General features: G+C 61.0%; 15 protein-coding genes. 9 read left to right on the top strand and 6 right to left on the bottom strand.

Features of this window, described 5'->3' with window-relative positions:
- Positions 1-11 precede the first annotated feature (11 nt).
- From lpxB to ACK5NW_RS04050, 3 genes are all read left to right on the top strand, one after another.
- Positions 12-1214, top strand: a complete 1203-nt coding sequence (gene lpxB / locus ACK5NW_RS04060) for a lipid-A-disaccharide synthase (protein WP_416925301.1) — start codon at positions 12-14, stop codon at positions 1212-1214.
- A complete protein-coding gene (gene rnhB / locus ACK5NW_RS04055) occupies positions 1186-1821 on the top strand; it encodes a ribonuclease HII (RefSeq protein ID WP_416925299.1) in 636 nt (211 codons plus the stop codon). Before lpxB ends, rnhB begins: the two co-directional genes overlap by 29 nt.
- A gap of 167 nt (positions 1822-1988) precedes the next feature.
- Entirely contained in the window at positions 1989-2753 is a 765-nt protein-coding gene (locus ACK5NW_RS04050; RefSeq protein ID WP_416925297.1) for a TrmH family RNA methyltransferase, read from the top strand.
- Positions 2754-2779: 26 nt separating this feature from the next.
- Here the strand turns inward: ACK5NW_RS04050 and ACK5NW_RS04045 are convergent, their stop codons facing one another.
- Complete coding sequence (locus ACK5NW_RS04045; RefSeq protein WP_416925295.1) at positions 2780-3655, bottom strand: hypothetical protein; 876 nt, start codon at positions 3653-3655, stop codon at positions 2780-2782.
- Positions 3656-4012: 357 nt separating this feature from the next.
- On the opposite strand from ACK5NW_RS04045, the gene carA reads away from it, so the two are divergent.
- The 5 genes from carA (at position 4013) to ACK5NW_RS04020 (ending at position 11829) form a co-directional block, all read left to right on the top strand.
- Positions 4013-5188 (top strand): glutamine-hydrolyzing carbamoyl-phosphate synthase small subunit, encoded by a 1176-nt coding sequence (gene carA / locus ACK5NW_RS04040; RefSeq protein ID WP_416925293.1) that lies wholly within the window; start codon positions 4013-4015, stop codon positions 5186-5188.
- Positions 5189-5548, top strand: a complete 360-nt coding sequence (locus ACK5NW_RS04035) for a hypothetical protein (RefSeq protein ID WP_416925291.1) — start codon at positions 5189-5191, stop codon at positions 5546-5548. It abuts the gene before it with no gap.
- A 66-nt stretch (positions 5549-5614) separates the two neighbouring features.
- Positions 5615-6232, top strand: a complete 618-nt coding sequence (locus ACK5NW_RS04030; RefSeq protein ID WP_416925289.1) for a hypothetical protein — start codon at positions 5615-5617, stop codon at positions 6230-6232.
- A gap of 10 nt (positions 6233-6242) precedes the next feature.
- A complete protein-coding gene (carB, locus tag ACK5NW_RS04025; RefSeq protein WP_416925287.1) occupies positions 6243-9515 on the top strand; it encodes a carbamoyl-phosphate synthase large subunit in 3273 nt (1090 codons plus the stop codon).
- A 127-nt stretch (positions 9516-9642) separates the two neighbouring features.
- Positions 9643-11829, top strand: a complete 2187-nt coding sequence (locus tag ACK5NW_RS04020) for a TonB-dependent receptor (RefSeq protein WP_416925285.1) — start codon at positions 9643-9645, stop codon at positions 11827-11829.
- Positions 11830-11859: 30 nt separating this feature from the next.
- Here the strand turns inward: ACK5NW_RS04020 and ACK5NW_RS04015 are convergent, their stop codons facing one another.
- Positions 11860-12561 (bottom strand): type 1 glutamine amidotransferase domain-containing protein, encoded by a 702-nt coding sequence (locus ACK5NW_RS04015; protein WP_416925283.1) that lies wholly within the window; start codon positions 12559-12561, stop codon positions 11860-11862.
- Positions 12562-12678: 117 nt separating this feature from the next.
- Between ACK5NW_RS04015 and ACK5NW_RS04010 the strand changes: the two genes are divergently transcribed.
- Entirely contained in the window at positions 12679-13605 is a 927-nt protein-coding gene (locus ACK5NW_RS04010) for a LysR family transcriptional regulator (RefSeq protein ID WP_416925280.1), read from the top strand.
- 80 nt (positions 13606-13685) lie between these two features.
- On the opposite strand, the gene ACK5NW_RS04005 is transcribed toward ACK5NW_RS04010, so the two are convergent.
- The 4 genes from ACK5NW_RS04005 to ACK5NW_RS03990 form a co-directional block, all read right to left on the bottom strand.
- Positions 13686-13943: an NTP transferase domain-containing protein gene (locus ACK5NW_RS04005; protein WP_416925278.1), complete on the bottom strand. Its 258-nt coding sequence runs from the start codon at positions 13941-13943 to the stop codon at positions 13686-13688.
- Positions 13940-14506 carry a GNAT family N-acetyltransferase gene (locus ACK5NW_RS04000; protein ID WP_416925276.1) on the bottom strand — a complete coding sequence of 189 codons (567 nt, stop codon included), beginning with the start codon at positions 14504-14506 and terminating at the stop codon, positions 13940-13942. Before ACK5NW_RS04000 ends, ACK5NW_RS04005 begins: the two co-directional genes overlap by 4 nt.
- Positions 14507-14530: 24 nt before the next feature.
- Positions 14531-15682, bottom strand: coding sequence for a GTP 3',8-cyclase MoaA (gene moaA, locus ACK5NW_RS03995; RefSeq protein ID WP_416925274.1), 1152 nt, complete (start codon positions 15680-15682; stop codon positions 14531-14533).
- Positions 15683-15789: 107 nt separating this feature from the next.
- Entirely contained in the window at positions 15790-16563 is a 774-nt protein-coding gene (locus tag ACK5NW_RS03990) for an SDR family oxidoreductase (RefSeq protein ID WP_416925272.1), read from the bottom strand.
- Positions 16564-16576: the final 13 nt, after the last annotated feature.

Raw genomic sequence — 16576 nt, 5'->3', positions numbered from 1 at the left:
AGTCAAACCCTGTGACGCAACGTTTTGCCCTGGTGGCTGGCGAAGCCTCTGGCGATTTGCTGGCCGGGCATTTGCTGGCAGACATGCGCAGCCGCTGGCCGGAACTGTCGGCGGTGGGTATTGGCGGGGCGCACATGGTGGAGCAGGGCTTTCAGCCCTGGTGGCCGGTCGAAAAGCTGTCTGTACGTGGCTATCTGGAGGTGCTACCGCGCCTGCCTGAGTTGCTGCGCATTCGCCGCCAGTTGGGTGATCGCCTGCTCACCCAGCGACCTGACTTGTTCATTGGCGTGGATGCCCCGGACTTCAACTTTGACCTCGAAGCGCGCCTGAAAAGCGCAGGAGTCAAAACGCTGCATTTCGTCAGCCCCTCGTTCTGGGCCTGGCGCTCGGAAAAACTGCGCAAGCTCAAGACGGCGGCCGATCATGTGCTGTGCCTGTTCCCGTTTGAGCCGGATCTGCTGGCGGGTGCAGGCATCGCTGCCACTTATGTGGGACATCCGCTGGCCAGCGCCATCCCCCTGATGCCTGATCGGGTCGCTGCGCGGCGCGCTTTAGGCTTGCAAGACGGCGACACCGTGGTGGCTTTGTTACCGGGCAGTCGCGCGGCTGAAGTCAAACACCTTGGTCCGAGATTTTTTCAGGCGGCAGCGCAGATCCAGAAAGCACAGCCAGCTATTAAATTCATAGTTCCCGCCGTGCCTTATCTGCTGCCGCAAGTGCAGACATTGGCCCGTGCCAGCAGTTTGGGTGATGCGGTGCAGGTGCTGGCCGGACAGTCGCACACCGCATTGGCTGCGTGCGATGTGACGCTGATCGCCAGTGGCACCGCCACGCTGGAAGCTGCGCTGTTCAAGCGCCCCATGGTGGTGGCCTACGCCATGCCTGCGCTCAGCTTCAGGCTGATGTTTGCCAAGCGCCAGTTGCCCTGGGTTGGTTTGCCCAATATTTTGTGCGCACCGCGCGAATGGCTGCACCGCCCAGCCCACCTGACGGGCCACCAGATGTCTGACCGCAAAGATGCACCTTTTGTCGTGCCCGAGCTGCTGCAAGACGCCGCCACGCCCCAGGCGCTGGCCCAGGCCGTGCTGGGCTGGCTGGACGCGCCTGAGAAAATAACGGCTGCGCAAGCGCGCTTTACCGCGCTGCACCACGAACTTCAGCGCGACACCGCGCGCTTAGCCACCGATGCGATCCAAGCCTTACTCGAGCGTTGAGCAAACCCGTTTGAACTGGGACGTGCCCGGCCTGCTGGCGGGCGTCGACGAGGCAGGCCGTGGCCCGCTGGCTGGCCCTGTGGTGGCTGCGGCGGTCATTCTTGATCCACGCCAACCCATCGCCGGACTGGCAGATTCCAAAAAACTCACCGCCTTGCGGCGCGAGAAGCTGTACGACCAGATTCGTGCCAAGGCCCTGTGCTGCTCGGTGGCTGAGGCATCGGTGCAAGAGATCGACCAACTCAACATTTTGCAGGCCACGCTGCTGGCCATGCAGCGCGCGGTGGCCGGGCTGCGCCTGCCACCGGCTTTGGTGCTGGTCGATGGCAACCGCCTGCCCAAGTTGGCCGTGCGTGCCGAGGCCGTGGTGGGCGGTGATGCCAAGGTGGCTGAGATATCCGCCGCCTCCATCCTCGCCAAGGTGCACCGTGACCGCTGGTGCGCAGAAGTGGGTGCCGCTTGGCCGCAGTACGGTTTTGCGACGCACAAAGGCTACGGCACAGCGGCGCACCTGGCGGCGCTGCGTGGGCACGGGCCGTGCGAGCACCACCGGCGCACGTTTGGCCCGGTGGCGGCGCTGCTGGCCGCAAAGGGGGCGGCACCATGACCGCGCGCCGTCAAAACCTGCGTCAACGGCAATCCCCAAAGTCCACAGACGCTCCAAGTCGCGGCGCAGGCCAGACCATGACCCCCGTGGTCGGGGTTTCCCAGGCCAGTGGGGAGGATCCCTTGCAGGGGAGGGGAGAAACATCGCGCAGCGAGTGGGGCCTGGGGGTGGTCCACATCACTTCGCGCGACAACGCGCTGGTGAAAGATCTCAAGCGGTTGGCGCAAGACAGCCATGCATGGCGCAAGCAAGGCCGCATCTGGGTCGAGGGCGATCACCTGTGCCGCGCCGCACTGGCCCGTGGTCAGCGCCCGCAGATGGCGGTTTTTTCTGAATCGTTTGGGCCTTTGGCGCAAAGCGAGCTTGCGCAAGCAGCGCTCAAAAACATCGTTGTTAGCGATGCGCTGATGGCTCACATCAGCGAATTGCCATCGTCTGCACCGATGGCGTTTGTGCTGGATACGCCGCCTGCGCCATCCCTACAAGCCCATGCACCCACAGTGTTGCTCGATCGTGTGCAAGACGCGGGCAACGTCGGCTCTATTTTGCGCAGCGCCGCCGCCTTTGGCTTTGCGCAGGTGCTGGCCTTGCAAGGCACGGCGCTGCTGTGGTCGCCCAAGGTGTTGCGTGCAGGCATGGGCGCGCACTTTGGCCTGCACCTGATCGAGGGGCTGGTGCCCGCCGATCTGAACGCACTGCAAATACCGCTGCTGGTGACCAGCTCGCACCAAGGCCAATTGCTGCACCGCACCTCCTTGCCCTGGCCTTGTGCCTGGGTCATGGGGCACGAAGGGCAGGGCGTGTCGCCCGAAATCGAAGCCCAGGCCACCTTGCGTGTGCGCATCACCCAGCCGGGAGGGCAAGAGTCGCTTAATGTGGCTGCCGCTGCGGCTGTTTGCCTGCATGCCAGCGCCGCAGGGCAAGGCGGATAGCAGAGAAAGCGTGGTGAATTTTGTGGCTACGACGCTTGTGGGGGATTCAACGCATTTGCCGAAATTAAAACGTACCCATCCAGGTAATTTAGGGTGCTGCCCTTGATGACGTCCTCGGCTGTGCGCAGCCGAAAAACACCCGCAGACAAATCTTTCTGCGCGACCTGCGTCCAGCGCAAAACCGTGCGGGCGTACGTTTTTGATAGGTCGGCAAAGGTCAGCCCCTGAAGCATCAATTCCTGAAGCTCAGCAGCAGAAAGAGGAATTTCCTCAAAGTTCAGCTCACGATATTCGCCCTCAATGACGCCACAAGCACGCAAAAATCGTTTGGCCTGAGGCAGATTACCCATAGCACCAGCCAGCGCCATGATGACCTGGGGAAAACGCAAGAGTTTTTGTGAAGGACGGATGTTCAGCGCGAGAAAGTCGCTGTTGGCGGGGTCGTTGGGTTTGCTGTAAGCGCCAATGTAGCGGTAAAAGTCGTAAAGCCGCTTAAGATCGGCCCATACAGAAAGTGCGGGCAACGCAGCACTGGAAAGCGAATGGGCCAACTTGCAAGCGTCATCAGCGCCGAAGCGGGCGAGAGGCGCATCGGTCAGCCGCAGCGACGGCCACGTCTCATAAAGTGCAAACGGCAATTCGCGTAAAAGCCAGGCCGGTGCGTCATAACCGCTGGTGACCGCAAGGTAGAGGCTGACCTCGTAGAAGCTGGCTTCGTCTTCACCACTTTGTTCACAAAGGTCGATATCAACGCATTCGATCAGATAGGGGCAGCGGCTTGAAGGGCGGTCAAAGCATTCGCCTTCTTCAGAAGAAAACGGCGCTGTCCGGTTGGAGGCGAGAAATCCTTGATGGAGCAACCATTGCGTGATGTCGCGGCGAAATTTTGCGCCTTCAGACATGGTGTGAGTCAGTGCAGGTGATGATGCATGCGTCCATCGTTATCGACAACCCAACCAGTGCGATGAAGAGTTCTCGGTTCATATTGATTCTTTGCATTAATGCGGTGCCGAGAGAGTGTAGGCGATGGGCTTGATGCGAGAAGCCGGGCACGGCACGGGCGCAGTGCACGCAGGGCACCTGTTAGAGGCGGTTTCGGCGTTCATCTCGGTGTGGCTGACGGTTATACTTAGCGGCTTTTCTCGCAACCGCGTCGCCCTGACCGCAGCCGAAGCACATTTCTTCTTCAAACCGCCGCTCGCGACTTGCTAGTTGCGGATTTGCGCGCACGGGCGACCGAAACCAAACCGGAGAACCCTGTGCTTTCGTCTCTCGAGGGGAAATTCCCGCCCGCCATCCTGGCCCTCGCCGACGGCAGCGTCTTTATTGGCCAGTCGATTGGCGCTGTAGGCACCACCGTTGGCGAGGTGGTGTTCAACACCTCGATGACGGGCTATCAGGAAATCCTGACCGACCCCAGCTATTGCCAGCAAATCGTCACCCTGACGTACCCGCATATCGGCAATTACGGCATCAATGATGAAGACGTGGAGTCGGCCAAGGTGCAGGCGGCAGGCCTGATCGTCAAAGACCTGCCGCTGCTGCAAAGTAATTTCCGCAGCCAGCAGACGCTGAGTGACTACCTCAAGGCATCCCAAACCACCGCCATTGCGGATATCGACACCCGTCGGTTGACCCGCATTTTGCGCACCCAGGGCGCGCAAAACGGTGCCATTGTGGGCCTGGCCGAAGGTGAGGCGGTGACGCAGGCGCATATAGACGCGGCTTTGTCTGCGGCCCGCGCCGCGCCTTTGATGGTGGGGCTGGATCTGGCCAAGGTGGTGAGCGTGCCACAGCCCTATGCATGGACGCAGACCGAATGGCAATTGGGCACCGGCTACGGCAGCCAAGAAGCGCCCAGGTTTCATGTGGTGGCCTATGACTTTGGCGTCAAGCACAACATCTTGCGCATGCTGGCCGAACGGGGTTGCAAAGTCACTGTGGTGCCTGCGCAAACGCCCGCGGCGGAGGTGCTCAAGCACACGCCTGACGGCGTGTTTTTGTCCAACGGCCCGGGCGATCCCGAGCCTTGTGACTACGCCATTGCGGCAGCCCGCACCTTGATCGACAGCGGCTTGCCCGTGTTTGGCATCTGCCTGGGTCATCAGATCATGGCGCTGGCCGCAGGCGCTCAAACCTTCAAGATGAAATTTGGCCACCACGGTGCCAATCATCCGGTGAAAGACCTGGACAGTGGCCGCGTGTCGATCACCAGCCAGAACCACGGCTTTGCCGTGGATGAAAAAACGCTGCCCGCCAACGTGCGCGCCACCCACGTCAGCCTGTTTGACGGCACGCTGCAAGGGCTGGCTTATGTGGACAAACCCGCGTTCTGCTTTCAGGGCCACCCCGAGGCATCGCCCGGCCCGCACGATATTGGCTACTTGTTCGACAGGTTTGTGCAGTTGATGCAAACCACCCAGGGAGAAAACTGAATGAAACTCTACGCCTTTCCCCAAGCCGCTTTGGAAAAAGCCATTGCCAAGCGCATGCTGTCTTTGCAGCCGCCACACAAAGAATGGTTTGCCGACCGCTGGTCGCAAAAACCGTATAAAAAATCGTTCATGGAGCACAAAGCCATGCCGCTGATCACGCTGCTGGCCAAAGGCAAGACCTGGACTGATGAGGAGTTCAATGGCGAATTGGCTGCCTGGGCCGTCAAGTTTTACGACGCCGAGGCCCAAGTGCTGCGCCCCATGATCGAGGGCGATGGCCTGGTGCAGTTGATGCAAAAGAACATGCCCGCCGAGCGTGCTGCCGCCTTGTTGGCCAAGCTGGATGAGCGGCATGATTGATGATCGGTGTATCCAGACTGCTTGCAAAGTGTGCGCGTTCAGGAGCACTTTTTGAATCTGAGTGCTATGCGAACAGGCGTCGGGGCCGTGGCAGCGCCTGCGGTGGTGGCCCTGGTATCCGGCTGTGTGCGCCTGCCAGCCGCTGAGTTGCTGGCCGCTCAGGAGAATCGCTTTGCCGATGCTTACATGCAATTGCTGCCCGTGGGGCCGGTGATGGACGCGGCGGCTGAACAGGACTCTCGCTGGCCGCTCGATAAGCGCTCGGCGCTGGTCAGCACGCGGCAACTCAATTGCGTGCGCAGCGGACTCACATCGGCCCAGATCACACCACGCCAGCGTCAGTCTGCACTGGCCTATGCCAAAGCGCATCCTGATACCCTGATGGGCGACCTGCGCGTGCTTGAAAGCGGCGCTGCGCGATTGTTTGGCCAATCGGTGATGCAAGGCGCAGGCGTCGGCCCGGAACCTGTGGCCGCCACATCGCAAGAAAAAGCGGCCATCACTGCGCTGTCCACTGCGCCTGAGTTTGCGCCACTGCGCCGTTTTACAGGCATCGACCAACTGGTCGATGGCGCGGCCCAGGATGCAGGGCAGCGTGGCCGCCAGTTTGGTCAGCGCCTGCTCGTTCCTTACTTAACTGACGCTTTCGTGCGTTGTCATATTCCGGTCAAGCTGCTTTTCTGATTTTTTCGCCATGCCTAAACGTACCGACCTTAAAAGCATCCTCATCATCGGCGCTGGCCCCATCGTCATCGGCCAGGCTTGCGAATTCGACTATTCCGGTGTGCAAGCCTGCAAGGCGCTGCGCGAGGAGGGCTACCGCGTCATCCTGATCAACAGCAACCCGGCCACGATCATGACCGACCCGGCCACGGCGGACGTGACCTACATCGAGCCGATTACCTGGCAGACGGTGGAAAAGATCATCGCCAAGGAGCGGCCCGACGCTATTTTGCCCACCATGGGTGGACAGACGGCGCTGAACTGTGCGCTCGACCTGTGGCGCCACGGCGTGCTGGCCAAACACAACGTCGAGCTGATCGGTGCCACGCCCGAGGCCATCGACAAGGCCGAAGATCGTCTGAAGTTCAAGGACGCGATGACGCGCATTGGTTTGGGCAGCGCCCGCTCGGGCATTGCCCACAGCATGGACGAAGCCTGGGGCGTGCAAAAACACGTCGGCTTTCCGACCGTGATTCGCCCCAGCTTCACCCTGGGCGGCACTGGCGGCGGCATCGCCTACAACCCGGAAGAGTTCGAGACCATCTGCAAGCGCGGCCTGGAAGCCTCGCCCACCAACGAGCTGTTGATCGAAGAATCGCTGCTCGGCTGGAAAGAGTACGAAATGGAGGTGGTGCGCGATAAGGCCGACAACTGCATCATCATCTGTTCGATCGAAAACCTCGATCCAATGGGTGTGCACACTGGCGACTCGATCACCGTGGCCCCGGCGCAGACGCTGACCGACAAGGAGTATCAGTTGATGCGCGACGCCAGCATTGCGGTGCTGCGCGAGATTGGCGTGGACACCGGTGGCTCCAACGTGCAATTTTCGGTCAACCCGAAAGACGGGCGCATGATCGTGATCGAGATGAACCCGCGCGTGTCGCGCTCCTCGGCATTGGCGTCCAAAGCCACAGGTTTTCCGATCGCCAAGGTGGCAGCCAAGCTGGCCGTGGGCTACACGCTGGACGAGTTGCGCAACGAAATTACCGGCGGTGCCACGCCAGCGTCGTTCGAGCCTTCGATTGACTACGTGGTGACCAAGATTCCACGCTTCGCGTTCGAAAAATTTCCCGCCGCCGACAACCGCTTGACCACGCAGATGAAGAGCGTGGGCGAAGTGATGGCCATTGGCCGTACTTTTCAGGAAAGTTTTCAGAAAGCCTTGCGCGGGCTGGAAGTCGGCGTTGACGGCATGAACGAGAAAACGCAAGACCGCGAATGGCTCGAAAAAGAGCTGGGCGAGCCGGGGCCAGACCGCATTTGGTTCGTGGGGGACGCTTTCGCTGCGGGCTGGTCACTGGACGAGGTGCACCAAATCACCAAGATCGACAAGTGGTTTCTGGTGCAGATTGAGCAGATCATCCAGATCGAGCTGGATATTGATCGCCACACCGAGCAGCATGGAGGCGAGGCGCTGGCCAAGCTGTCCAAAGACGAGCTGCTGGCGCTGAAGAAAAAAGGCTTTTCCGACCGCCGCTTGGCCAAGCTGCTGCGCACCACTGACAAGGCCGTGCGCGAAGCACGGCGTGCGCAGGGTGTGCGCCCGGTGTTCAAGCGCGTGGATACCTGCGCCGCCGAGTTCGCCACCAACACCGCCTACATGTACTCCACTTACGAGGAGGAGTGCGAGGCCGAGCCTACGCAGAAGCAAAAAATCATGGTGCTGGGCGGTGGCCCCAACCGCATCGGCCAGGGCATCGAGTTCGACTACTGCTGCGTGCACGCGGCGCTGGCCATGCGCGAGGATGGTTACGAGACCATCATGGTCAACTGCAACCCGGAGACGGTGTCGACCGACTACGACACCTCAGACCGCCTGTACTTCGAGCCACTGACGCTGGAAGACGTGCTGGAAATCGTCGACAAGGAAAAGCCCACCGGCGTCATCGTCCAGTACGGCGGCCAGACACCGCTGAAGCTGGCGCTGGGGCTGGAAGCCGAAGGCGTGCCCATCATCGGCACCAGCCCCGACATGATCGATGCGGCCGAAGACCGTGAGCGTTTTCAGAAGCTGCTGCACGAGCTGAAACTGCTGCAACCGCCCAATGCGACGGCGCGCACCGAAAGCGATGCCCTTGAAAAAGCCGAGGCGCTGGGTTACCCGCTGGTGGTGCGCCCCAGCTACGTGTTGGGTGGCCGCGCCATGGAAATTGTGCACGAGCAGCGCGATCTGGAGCGCTACATGCGCGAAGCCGTGAAAGTCAGCAACGACTCGCCGGTACTGCTGGACCGCTTTCTGTCTGACGCGATCGAATGCGACGTAGATGCGGTGCGTGACACCTCAGGCCGGGTGCTGATCGGCGGGGTGATGGAGCACATCGAGCAAGCGGGCGTGCACTCCGGCGATTCAGGCTGTTCGCTGCCGCCGTATTACCTGAAGGCTGCCACGGTGGATGCGCTGAAGCGCCAGACGGCGGCCATGGCCCAGGCACTCAACGTGGTGGGCCTGATGAACGTGCAGTTCGCCATTCAGGAAGGCAAGGGCGGCACTGACGACACCATCTACGTGCTGGAAGTCAATCCGCGTGCCAGCCGCACCGTGCCTTTTGTCAGCAAGGCCACTGGGGTGCCGCTGGCCAAAGTGGCCGCGCGCTGCATGGCCGGGCAAACGCTGGACGCGCAAGGCATTCAAGGTGAAGTCACGCCGCCGTATTTCAGCGTCAAAGAAGCGGTGTTCCCGTTCGTCAAGTTCCCCGGTGTGGACACCATTCTCGGCCCCGAGATGAAATCCACCGGTGAAGTCATGGGGGTGGGAAAGACTTTTGGCGAGGCCTACATCAAGGCCCAGATGGGCGCGGGCGAGCGCCTGCCGCGCCCGCTCAAAGCCGACGGCACGCCCAGCGGCAAAGTGTTCCTCACGGTCAAAAACACCGACAAACCGCAGGCGGTGCACATTGCGCGCGAGCTGGTGACGATGGGTTTTCGGCTGGTGGCCACACGCGGCACGGCTACAGCCATTGAAGCGGCGGGTGTACCTTGCGAAACCGTTAACAAAGTGACCGAAGGTCGCCCGCACATTGTCGACGCGCTGAAAAACGGCGAGATCGCCATGGTCATCAACACCGTCGAAGAGCGCCGCAACGCCATTGCCGACAGCCGCGCCATCCGCACCAGTTCGCTGCTGGCGCGGGTGCCCACCATCACCACCATTGCGGGTGCTGAAGCGGCGGTGGAGGGCATGAAATTCATGGACAAGCTGGGCGTGATATCGGTGCAGGAAATGCACGCGGCCTTGTCCTGACCTGACGTTGGTTGCGCTGTAGCAACAAGCGTGGCTTTGCAGGCCGCTTTACAGCGGCAGCATAGGGAGCACGTTGCAAATTTGTCTTAAACTTTAATGGTTTTAATTCTTATTTGCATAATTAATCATGCTACCCCATACTGACAAGTTTTCGTTGCGCGCGGGTTTCGACCTGTTTCGCTTGCATTCATTGGCGTTGGCCAGCACTTGCATGCTGATGGCGATCAGCACATCGGCCTCGGGACAGACCACTGATGCCACATCGGCCTCATTGCCTGAAGTTACGGTCAAAAGCCAAGCCGAGTCGCTGTCCGACTTGCCGCCTGCCGTACCAGGGGGCAAGGTGGCTACCGGAGCGCGATTAGGCATCATGGGCAATGTGGACGTGATGGATGCGCCGTTCAACATCACGTCCTACACGGCTGAAGCCATCGAGGATGAGCAAGCCCAAACCCTGGCCGATGTGCTGCGCAAAGACCCATCCGTGCGCACGATGACCAACGAGGGGCATTTGGTTGAGAACTTCATCATCCGCGGCTTTCCCTTGAATTCGGAATCCATCGCCATCAACGGCATGTATGGTCTGGCACCGCTGCAAAGCGTGCCGACTGAAATGTTCGAGCGCATCGAGCTGCTCAAAGGCCCCGGTGCCATGTTGATGGGCGTGCCACCGACAGGTGATGTGGGTGGTGCCATCAATTTGGTGCCCAAGCGGGCAGGACGCCAACCCATCACGCGTCTGACCACCAGCTATTCCAGCAAGTCGTCGTATGAACTGCACGCTGATCTGGCGCGCCGGTTTGGTGAAGAACAGCGCCTGGGCATTCGTTTCAATGGCGCTTATGGTGACGGCGGCACAGCGCTGGATCACCAAAAGGTTCGGCGCACGATCGGCGCTTTGGCCATGGATTACCAGGGCAACAACTGGAAGGTGGCGATGGATGCTTATTCGCTGACCACCAAGGCCCGCGACGGGGTGGTGATGCAGCCGATTTTTCAAGGGGCATGGACAAGCCTTCCTGACGCACCTGATGGATCCACCAATTTCTTCCATGGCGATGACGTGTTCACCAACATGCGCACACGCGGGGTGATCGTGCGTGGTGAAGCCAAGCTGACCTCGCAATGGACGGCGTTTGCCGGCGCAGGCACGGCGCGCCAGTCTTACGACGGTTTTATCTACGGCACGCGCCCGGTATGGAATGCCGCCAATGCGGATACGGGAGCCGCCACCGGCACGGTCTACAACTCGTGGGGCAAGCAGCGCGCGTATGCGTACGAGTTGGGTGTGCGCGGAGAGTTCAGCACAGGTGCCGTGAAGCACGCGTTGACACTGTCGGCCAATCAGGAGCGTCGCCACGGCGGCATTCGTGGCAATGGCACCTGGTCAATCACGGACAGCAACATCTACAACCCCACCATGGTGCAAATGCCTGTGGGCGCTGATGCATCTACTTATCGCGAAACCACCAAGGACGTGAGTTCTGCCCTGTCGGTGGTGGATACCCTCAGCATGCTGGATGACCGCTTGCGCCTGACCTTGGGCGTGCGCCATCAGAAAGTACGCCAGAAGATGGCGGGCTACGATGAATCGGCCGTCACGCCCATGGTGGGCGTTGTGGCCAAGCCCTGGGGCGACGACATCTCTTTGTACGCCAACTACATCCAGGGCTTGAGCGCCGGGCAAGTGGTCAGCGCGCCGTACATCAACGAAGGCGAAACCCTGGCCCCGTACAAAAGCAAGCAGGGCGAGCTGGGCATCAAATGGCGCTGGAATGAGCTGACACAAACCGTCAGCCTGTTCCAGATCACCAAACCCGCCGTCATCACCACCGCCGACAACGCGCAGCAAGCCGATGGCGAGCAGCGCAACCGGGGTGTCGAGTGGAATGTGTTCGGCAAGCTCACGCGCGATGTTGGTGTGCAAGGCGGCGTCACTTACACCAAGGCTGAACACACCAAAACGCAAGGCGGTACCAACCAGGGCAATACCCAATATGGCGTACCCAAGTGGCTGGCCAACCTGGGCGTGGACTGGGCCATTCCTGCCGTCCAGGGGCTGACGCTGAGTGGCCGGGTCAACTACACCGGATCGATGTGGCTGACCACCGACAACCAGGTCAAGCTGCCGTCCTGGACCACCGTGGATCTGGGTGTGCGCTATGCGACTAAAGTCGCCGGGCAGCCAGTGGTATTGCGCGGCTTGGTCACCAACGTGGCCAACAAAAAATACTGGGAAGGGCTGTGGGGCGGCGGACGCGCCAATCTGGGCGCACCGCGCACTTACCACGTGTCGGCCACGTTTGACTTTTGAGTGGCTGTGGGCGATGCAGCCATCGGATGGTCAAACCTTGGCCGCCACAGGCAGTGCCTCAAGCAAGGCTTGAGCCACCAGCGCGGAGGACTGCGGGTTTTGGCCGGTCACTAACTGCCCATCACGGATGGCAAACGGCTGCCAGTTGGCCGCGCCTTCAAAACGCCCGCCCAGATCGCGCAGGCGCGTCTCCAGCATGAAGGGCACCACCTTGTCCAGACCGACAGCGACCTCTTCCGCATCGGTGAAAGCGTTGACGCGCAAGTCCTTGACGATAGATTGACCATCGGGCCGCTTGGCGCTGACTAGGCCCGATGCGCCGTGGCAGACCGAGGCGATCAGTTTGCCCGCAGCAAAGGCGCGCTCAACCGCGCGGGTCACACCGACATCATTTGGCAAGTCCCACATGGTGCCGTGACCACCGGGGAAAAACACCGCATCAAATTGCGCGCCATCCAGATTGGACGCCTTGCGTGTGACGGCCATCCGGGCTTGCAGTTGCTCGTCGGCCAACAGGCGCTCGACGACAGGGTCATTTTCGCCGCGGGGTTTGAGGCTGCCTGGGTCAACTGGTGCAGGACCGCCAGCAGGGGAGGCCAGTGTGATGTCCACACCTGCATCGATCAGTGCGTAATAAGGCACCGCCAACTCTTCAGCCCACAGACCCGTGGGCTTGTCGGCGTTGCCCATGCGGGCGTTGGAGGTGACGATCATCAGGACTTGGGGTTTCATGCGATTTTCCTTTCGTGAACCAAACGCGCCATACAACGCGATGGAAAGGACTTTATTCATTCTTGAAATACAAATAAACTCCAAATATTGAAAATCTTTAATTACATAAAGGAATAAATGAGTCGAGCTTTTGATTCCGTCCAGTTGGGCAGCATTGAATTGTTTTGCAAAGCGGCCGAGCTGGGCGGCTTTACGGCTGCGGCTGAAACCCTGGGGCTGACGCCGGCAGCGGTCAGCCGCTCCGTGGCGCGGCTTGAAGAGCGCTTGGGCGTGCGCCTGTTCACACGCACCACCCGCAGTGTGCGCCTGACCAGCGATGGGCAGCTGTACCACGCGCAATGCCAACAGGCGCTGGAGCAGATTGCCGAAGCCGAGCGCGCCGTGACCGGGCAGCAAAGCGTGCCCAAGGGCGTGTTGAGGGTGAGTGTGGGCACGGTGTACGGCCACCATCGCCTGGTGCCTTTGCTGCCCGGATTTATGGCGGCTTTCCGGGAAGTCGAGGTGGAGATGAACGTGTCCAACCGCAACATCGACTTCGTGGCAGACGACTACGATCTGGCCATCCGGCTGGGTGAGCCGCGCGATTCACGGCTGGTGGCGCGCAAGCTGGAAGACGCCACGCTGGGCGTCTTTGCCTCGCCTGCCTATCTGGCACGCCAGGGACAGCCTCAGACATTGGATGATTTACAGCACCATGACCTGATTCAGTTCGTGCGCCCCAGTACCGGGCGGCCCATGCCGTGGGTGTTTCGCGGCAGCCAGGGCGAGGACATCCCATTCAATTTCAACAGCCGACAGCGCATTCACGAAGACGTGCTGGCGGGCCTGGGCTGGGCCGTAGCAGGCGGCGGGTTGTTTCAGATCTACCACTTTGTGGCTGCGCAAGCGGTGCAAGCGGGGCATCTGGTGGAAGTGCTGCCCTCGCTGGGTGGCAGCACGCGGCCTTTTTATGCGCTGTATCCCACGCGGCAGCATTTGTCAGCGCGGGTGCGCGTTTTTGTGGATCATTTGTTGAACGCGACAGGACCAGAAAATCGCCATTAATCACTATTGTATTGATAGCTTTATACGCTTTATGGTATTGCACCAAGCCCCAAAATGATCCAGATCAAAACGTCTGTTTGTCAAAGTGGCCCAGGGTGTGAGGAACAGTATTGGGTCATAGATCGGCTTGACAGAATGCGGCGGGTCATAGATTGCCTTTTGCTGATCAGCACCTCAGCGGGCGGCAGCGTTTGTGCCCGCAGCCGCGCCAGTGCGTTTTGCGCCAGCGTGCCCCCGCCAAACACCTGCAAGCCCTTGTCCACACCGCCCATGCGATTGCCGCGGCCAACAGTCAGCAGCAGGGCGGTGATAGACGCATTCGCGTGAACGTGTTTCATGCGTCGAGTATGTGCGCTGCATCGTCGGCACGACACATGCGATACAACGCGTGCGGCCTTAAAGGGTGGCCGGGCGGCAGTGCTGGGTGCTCGAATTCACCGTCGTAGCGCATACCCAAGCGGCGCATCACAGCTTGTGAGGGCGTATTGCCTAAGGCGGTGAAGGCCACAACTTCGGGCAAGGCCAGCGATTCGAAGGCATAGCGGAGGGCGCAGCGTGCAGCCTCGCTCGCCAGGCCCTCGCCCCAGTAGGGACGAGCCAAGTGCCAGCCGACTTCAGTCGCAGGGGAAAAAGGCAAGGCATTGTCGACTTGATGCAAGCCGGTAAATCCGATGAAGGTGCCAGTCGCGCGCAACTCCAGCGCCCAAAATCCCCATCCGTGTTGCGTCAGCAAAGCCTGAAGATGATCGGCCAAGATGTTGCTCTCAATGCGGCTGAGCGGGAATGGAAAATAGGCCATCATCTCGGGGTCGGCGTTGAGGGCGGCAAATGGTGCACGGTCCTGCGGCAGCCACGGACGCAGCCGCAGACGGTGTGTACTCAGTTCGACAGGAACGCTCATGTCGGACAGTGCACCCGCATGGCCTTACCCCCCGATATAACTCATTTCCACCCGCCGCATGCCTTCGGTGGCTTCGGGCGGCAGACTGGCGCGCAGTTCGCTGTAGTGGTCGGTGCGGCCTTGCCAGATGGCGGCAATGGCCGCTTCAATGTCTGCATCGGTGGCGGGGGGGCGGCCACCATCGCTGCCGCGCAGCAGCGCCCGCAGGTCGTAACCCTGGCCGGCAAACAGGCACAGAAACAGTTTGCCGTCCATCGACAGGCGGGCGCGGTTGCAGTCGCCGCAAAAAGCCTGGGTGACGCTGCTGATGACGCCGATTTCGCCCAATGCGGGATCGTGCAAGCCGTCGGCACCTGCATAGCTCCAGCGCTCGGCGGTTTCACCGGGGGCGCTGGCTTGCAGGGGCACCAAGGAGAACTTGGTTTGCAGCAAGCGGATGACGTCGGCTGAGGGCAGCACCTCGTCCATGCGCCAGCCGTTGGTGGCCCCGACGTCCATGTATTCGATAAAGCGCAGCACCACGCCGCTGCCGCGAAAGTGCCGCGCCATGGGCAAGATCTGTGCGTCGTTGGTGCCGCGCTTGACCACCATGTTGACTTTGATCGGCGTCAGCCCCGCTGTTTGCGCCGCTTCGATGCCCGCCAGCACTTGGGCCACGGGAAAGTCGACGTCGTTCATGCGGCGGAACACCGTGTCATCCAGCCCATCCAGGCTGACGGTGACACGGTTCAATCCCGCGTCTTTTAAAGCCTGTGCCTTGCGCGTCAGCAGCGCAGCATTGGTGGTCAGGGTGATTTCCGGCGGTTGACCATCGGCGGTGCGCAGTGCGGCCAATTGCTCAATCAGCGTCTCGATGTCTTTGCGCAGCAGTGGCTCGCCACCGGTCAGGCGCAGTTTGCGCACACCGTGCGCCATGAACAGGCGCGCCAGCCGGGCGATTTCTTCAAATCGCAACAGTGCGCTGTGGGGCAGGTAAGCGTATTGGCTGTCGAACACCTCTTTGGGCATGCAGTAGCTGCAACGGAAGTTGCAGCGGTCGGTGACGCTGATGCGCAAGTCGCGCAGCGGGCGTCCGCGTGCATCGACCAGAGTGCCCGCAGGTGAGGGCACTGCCGCGTGCGGTGTGGGCAGCGCTGCGGTGCGGTGGTCCACCAGGGGGATGATGCGTTGGGCCATGGGGGGCAAGCTGATGATTACAAGCCCTTGTTTAGCTTGCAGGTGCTTGCAAAATTATAGCTCTCAACGCAAGTATGACAGGCGTTATGAGTTGATTTGATTGAGAATTAAACGCAACGTGCTCCATCCACCTCGATGCATATGCCGCTGATGAAGGCGGCTTCGTCGCTGGCCAGGTAGAGCGCGGCGTTGGCGACGTCGAGCGCTGTGGAGAAGCGCCCGAGCGGGATGGTGGCGAGGAACTTGGCACGGCGTGCATCGTCCACCGGGCCGCCGGCAAACTCGGCTGACAGGCCAGTGTCGGGGTTGAACACCGGGTTGATGCAGTTGACGCGGATGTTGTCAGGCCCCAGCTCGGCCGCCATGGATTTGCTGGTGACGATGACCGCCGCCTTGCTGCCGTTGTACCAGGTCAGCCCAGGGCGCGGACGCACCCCTGCGGTCGAGGCGATATTGATGAAGCTGCCGCCTGAGTGGTCTGGATTGGCACGCATGACCGGTACGGCGTGCACGGCGCTCCAGTAAATGCTTTTCATATTGACGGCGTAGACCTTGTCGAAATCGGCCTCGGTCACTTCCAGCATGGGGCGATTGCGGTGCGTCCAGCCAGCGTTGTTGACCACCACGTCCAGCCTGCCGCTGCTAAAGTCTTGCGCGGCTTGCACCAGCCGTGCCCAGTCGGCCCCTTGGGTCACGTCGCCCGCTGCAAACTGTGCCTGGCCACCGGCGGCGTTGATGGCCGCTGTGACTTGCTCGCCCAACGTGGGGTTGATGTCGTTCACAAGCACCCGCGCGCCTTCGGTGGCCAGCCGCTGGGCAATGCCTTGGCCAATGCCGCTGCCTGCGCCGGTGACGAGAATGGATTTGTTGGGGATGCGCATGGGGTGAGCTTTG

Origin of the sequence: Ottowia sp. (assembly GCF_047975795.1) — a bacterium.
GTDB lineage: Bacteria > Pseudomonadota > Gammaproteobacteria > Burkholderiales > Burkholderiaceae_C > Ottowia.
The sequence above is the reverse complement of the archived record's forward strand: the minus strand, read 5'-3'. Positions and strand labels throughout refer to the sequence as shown.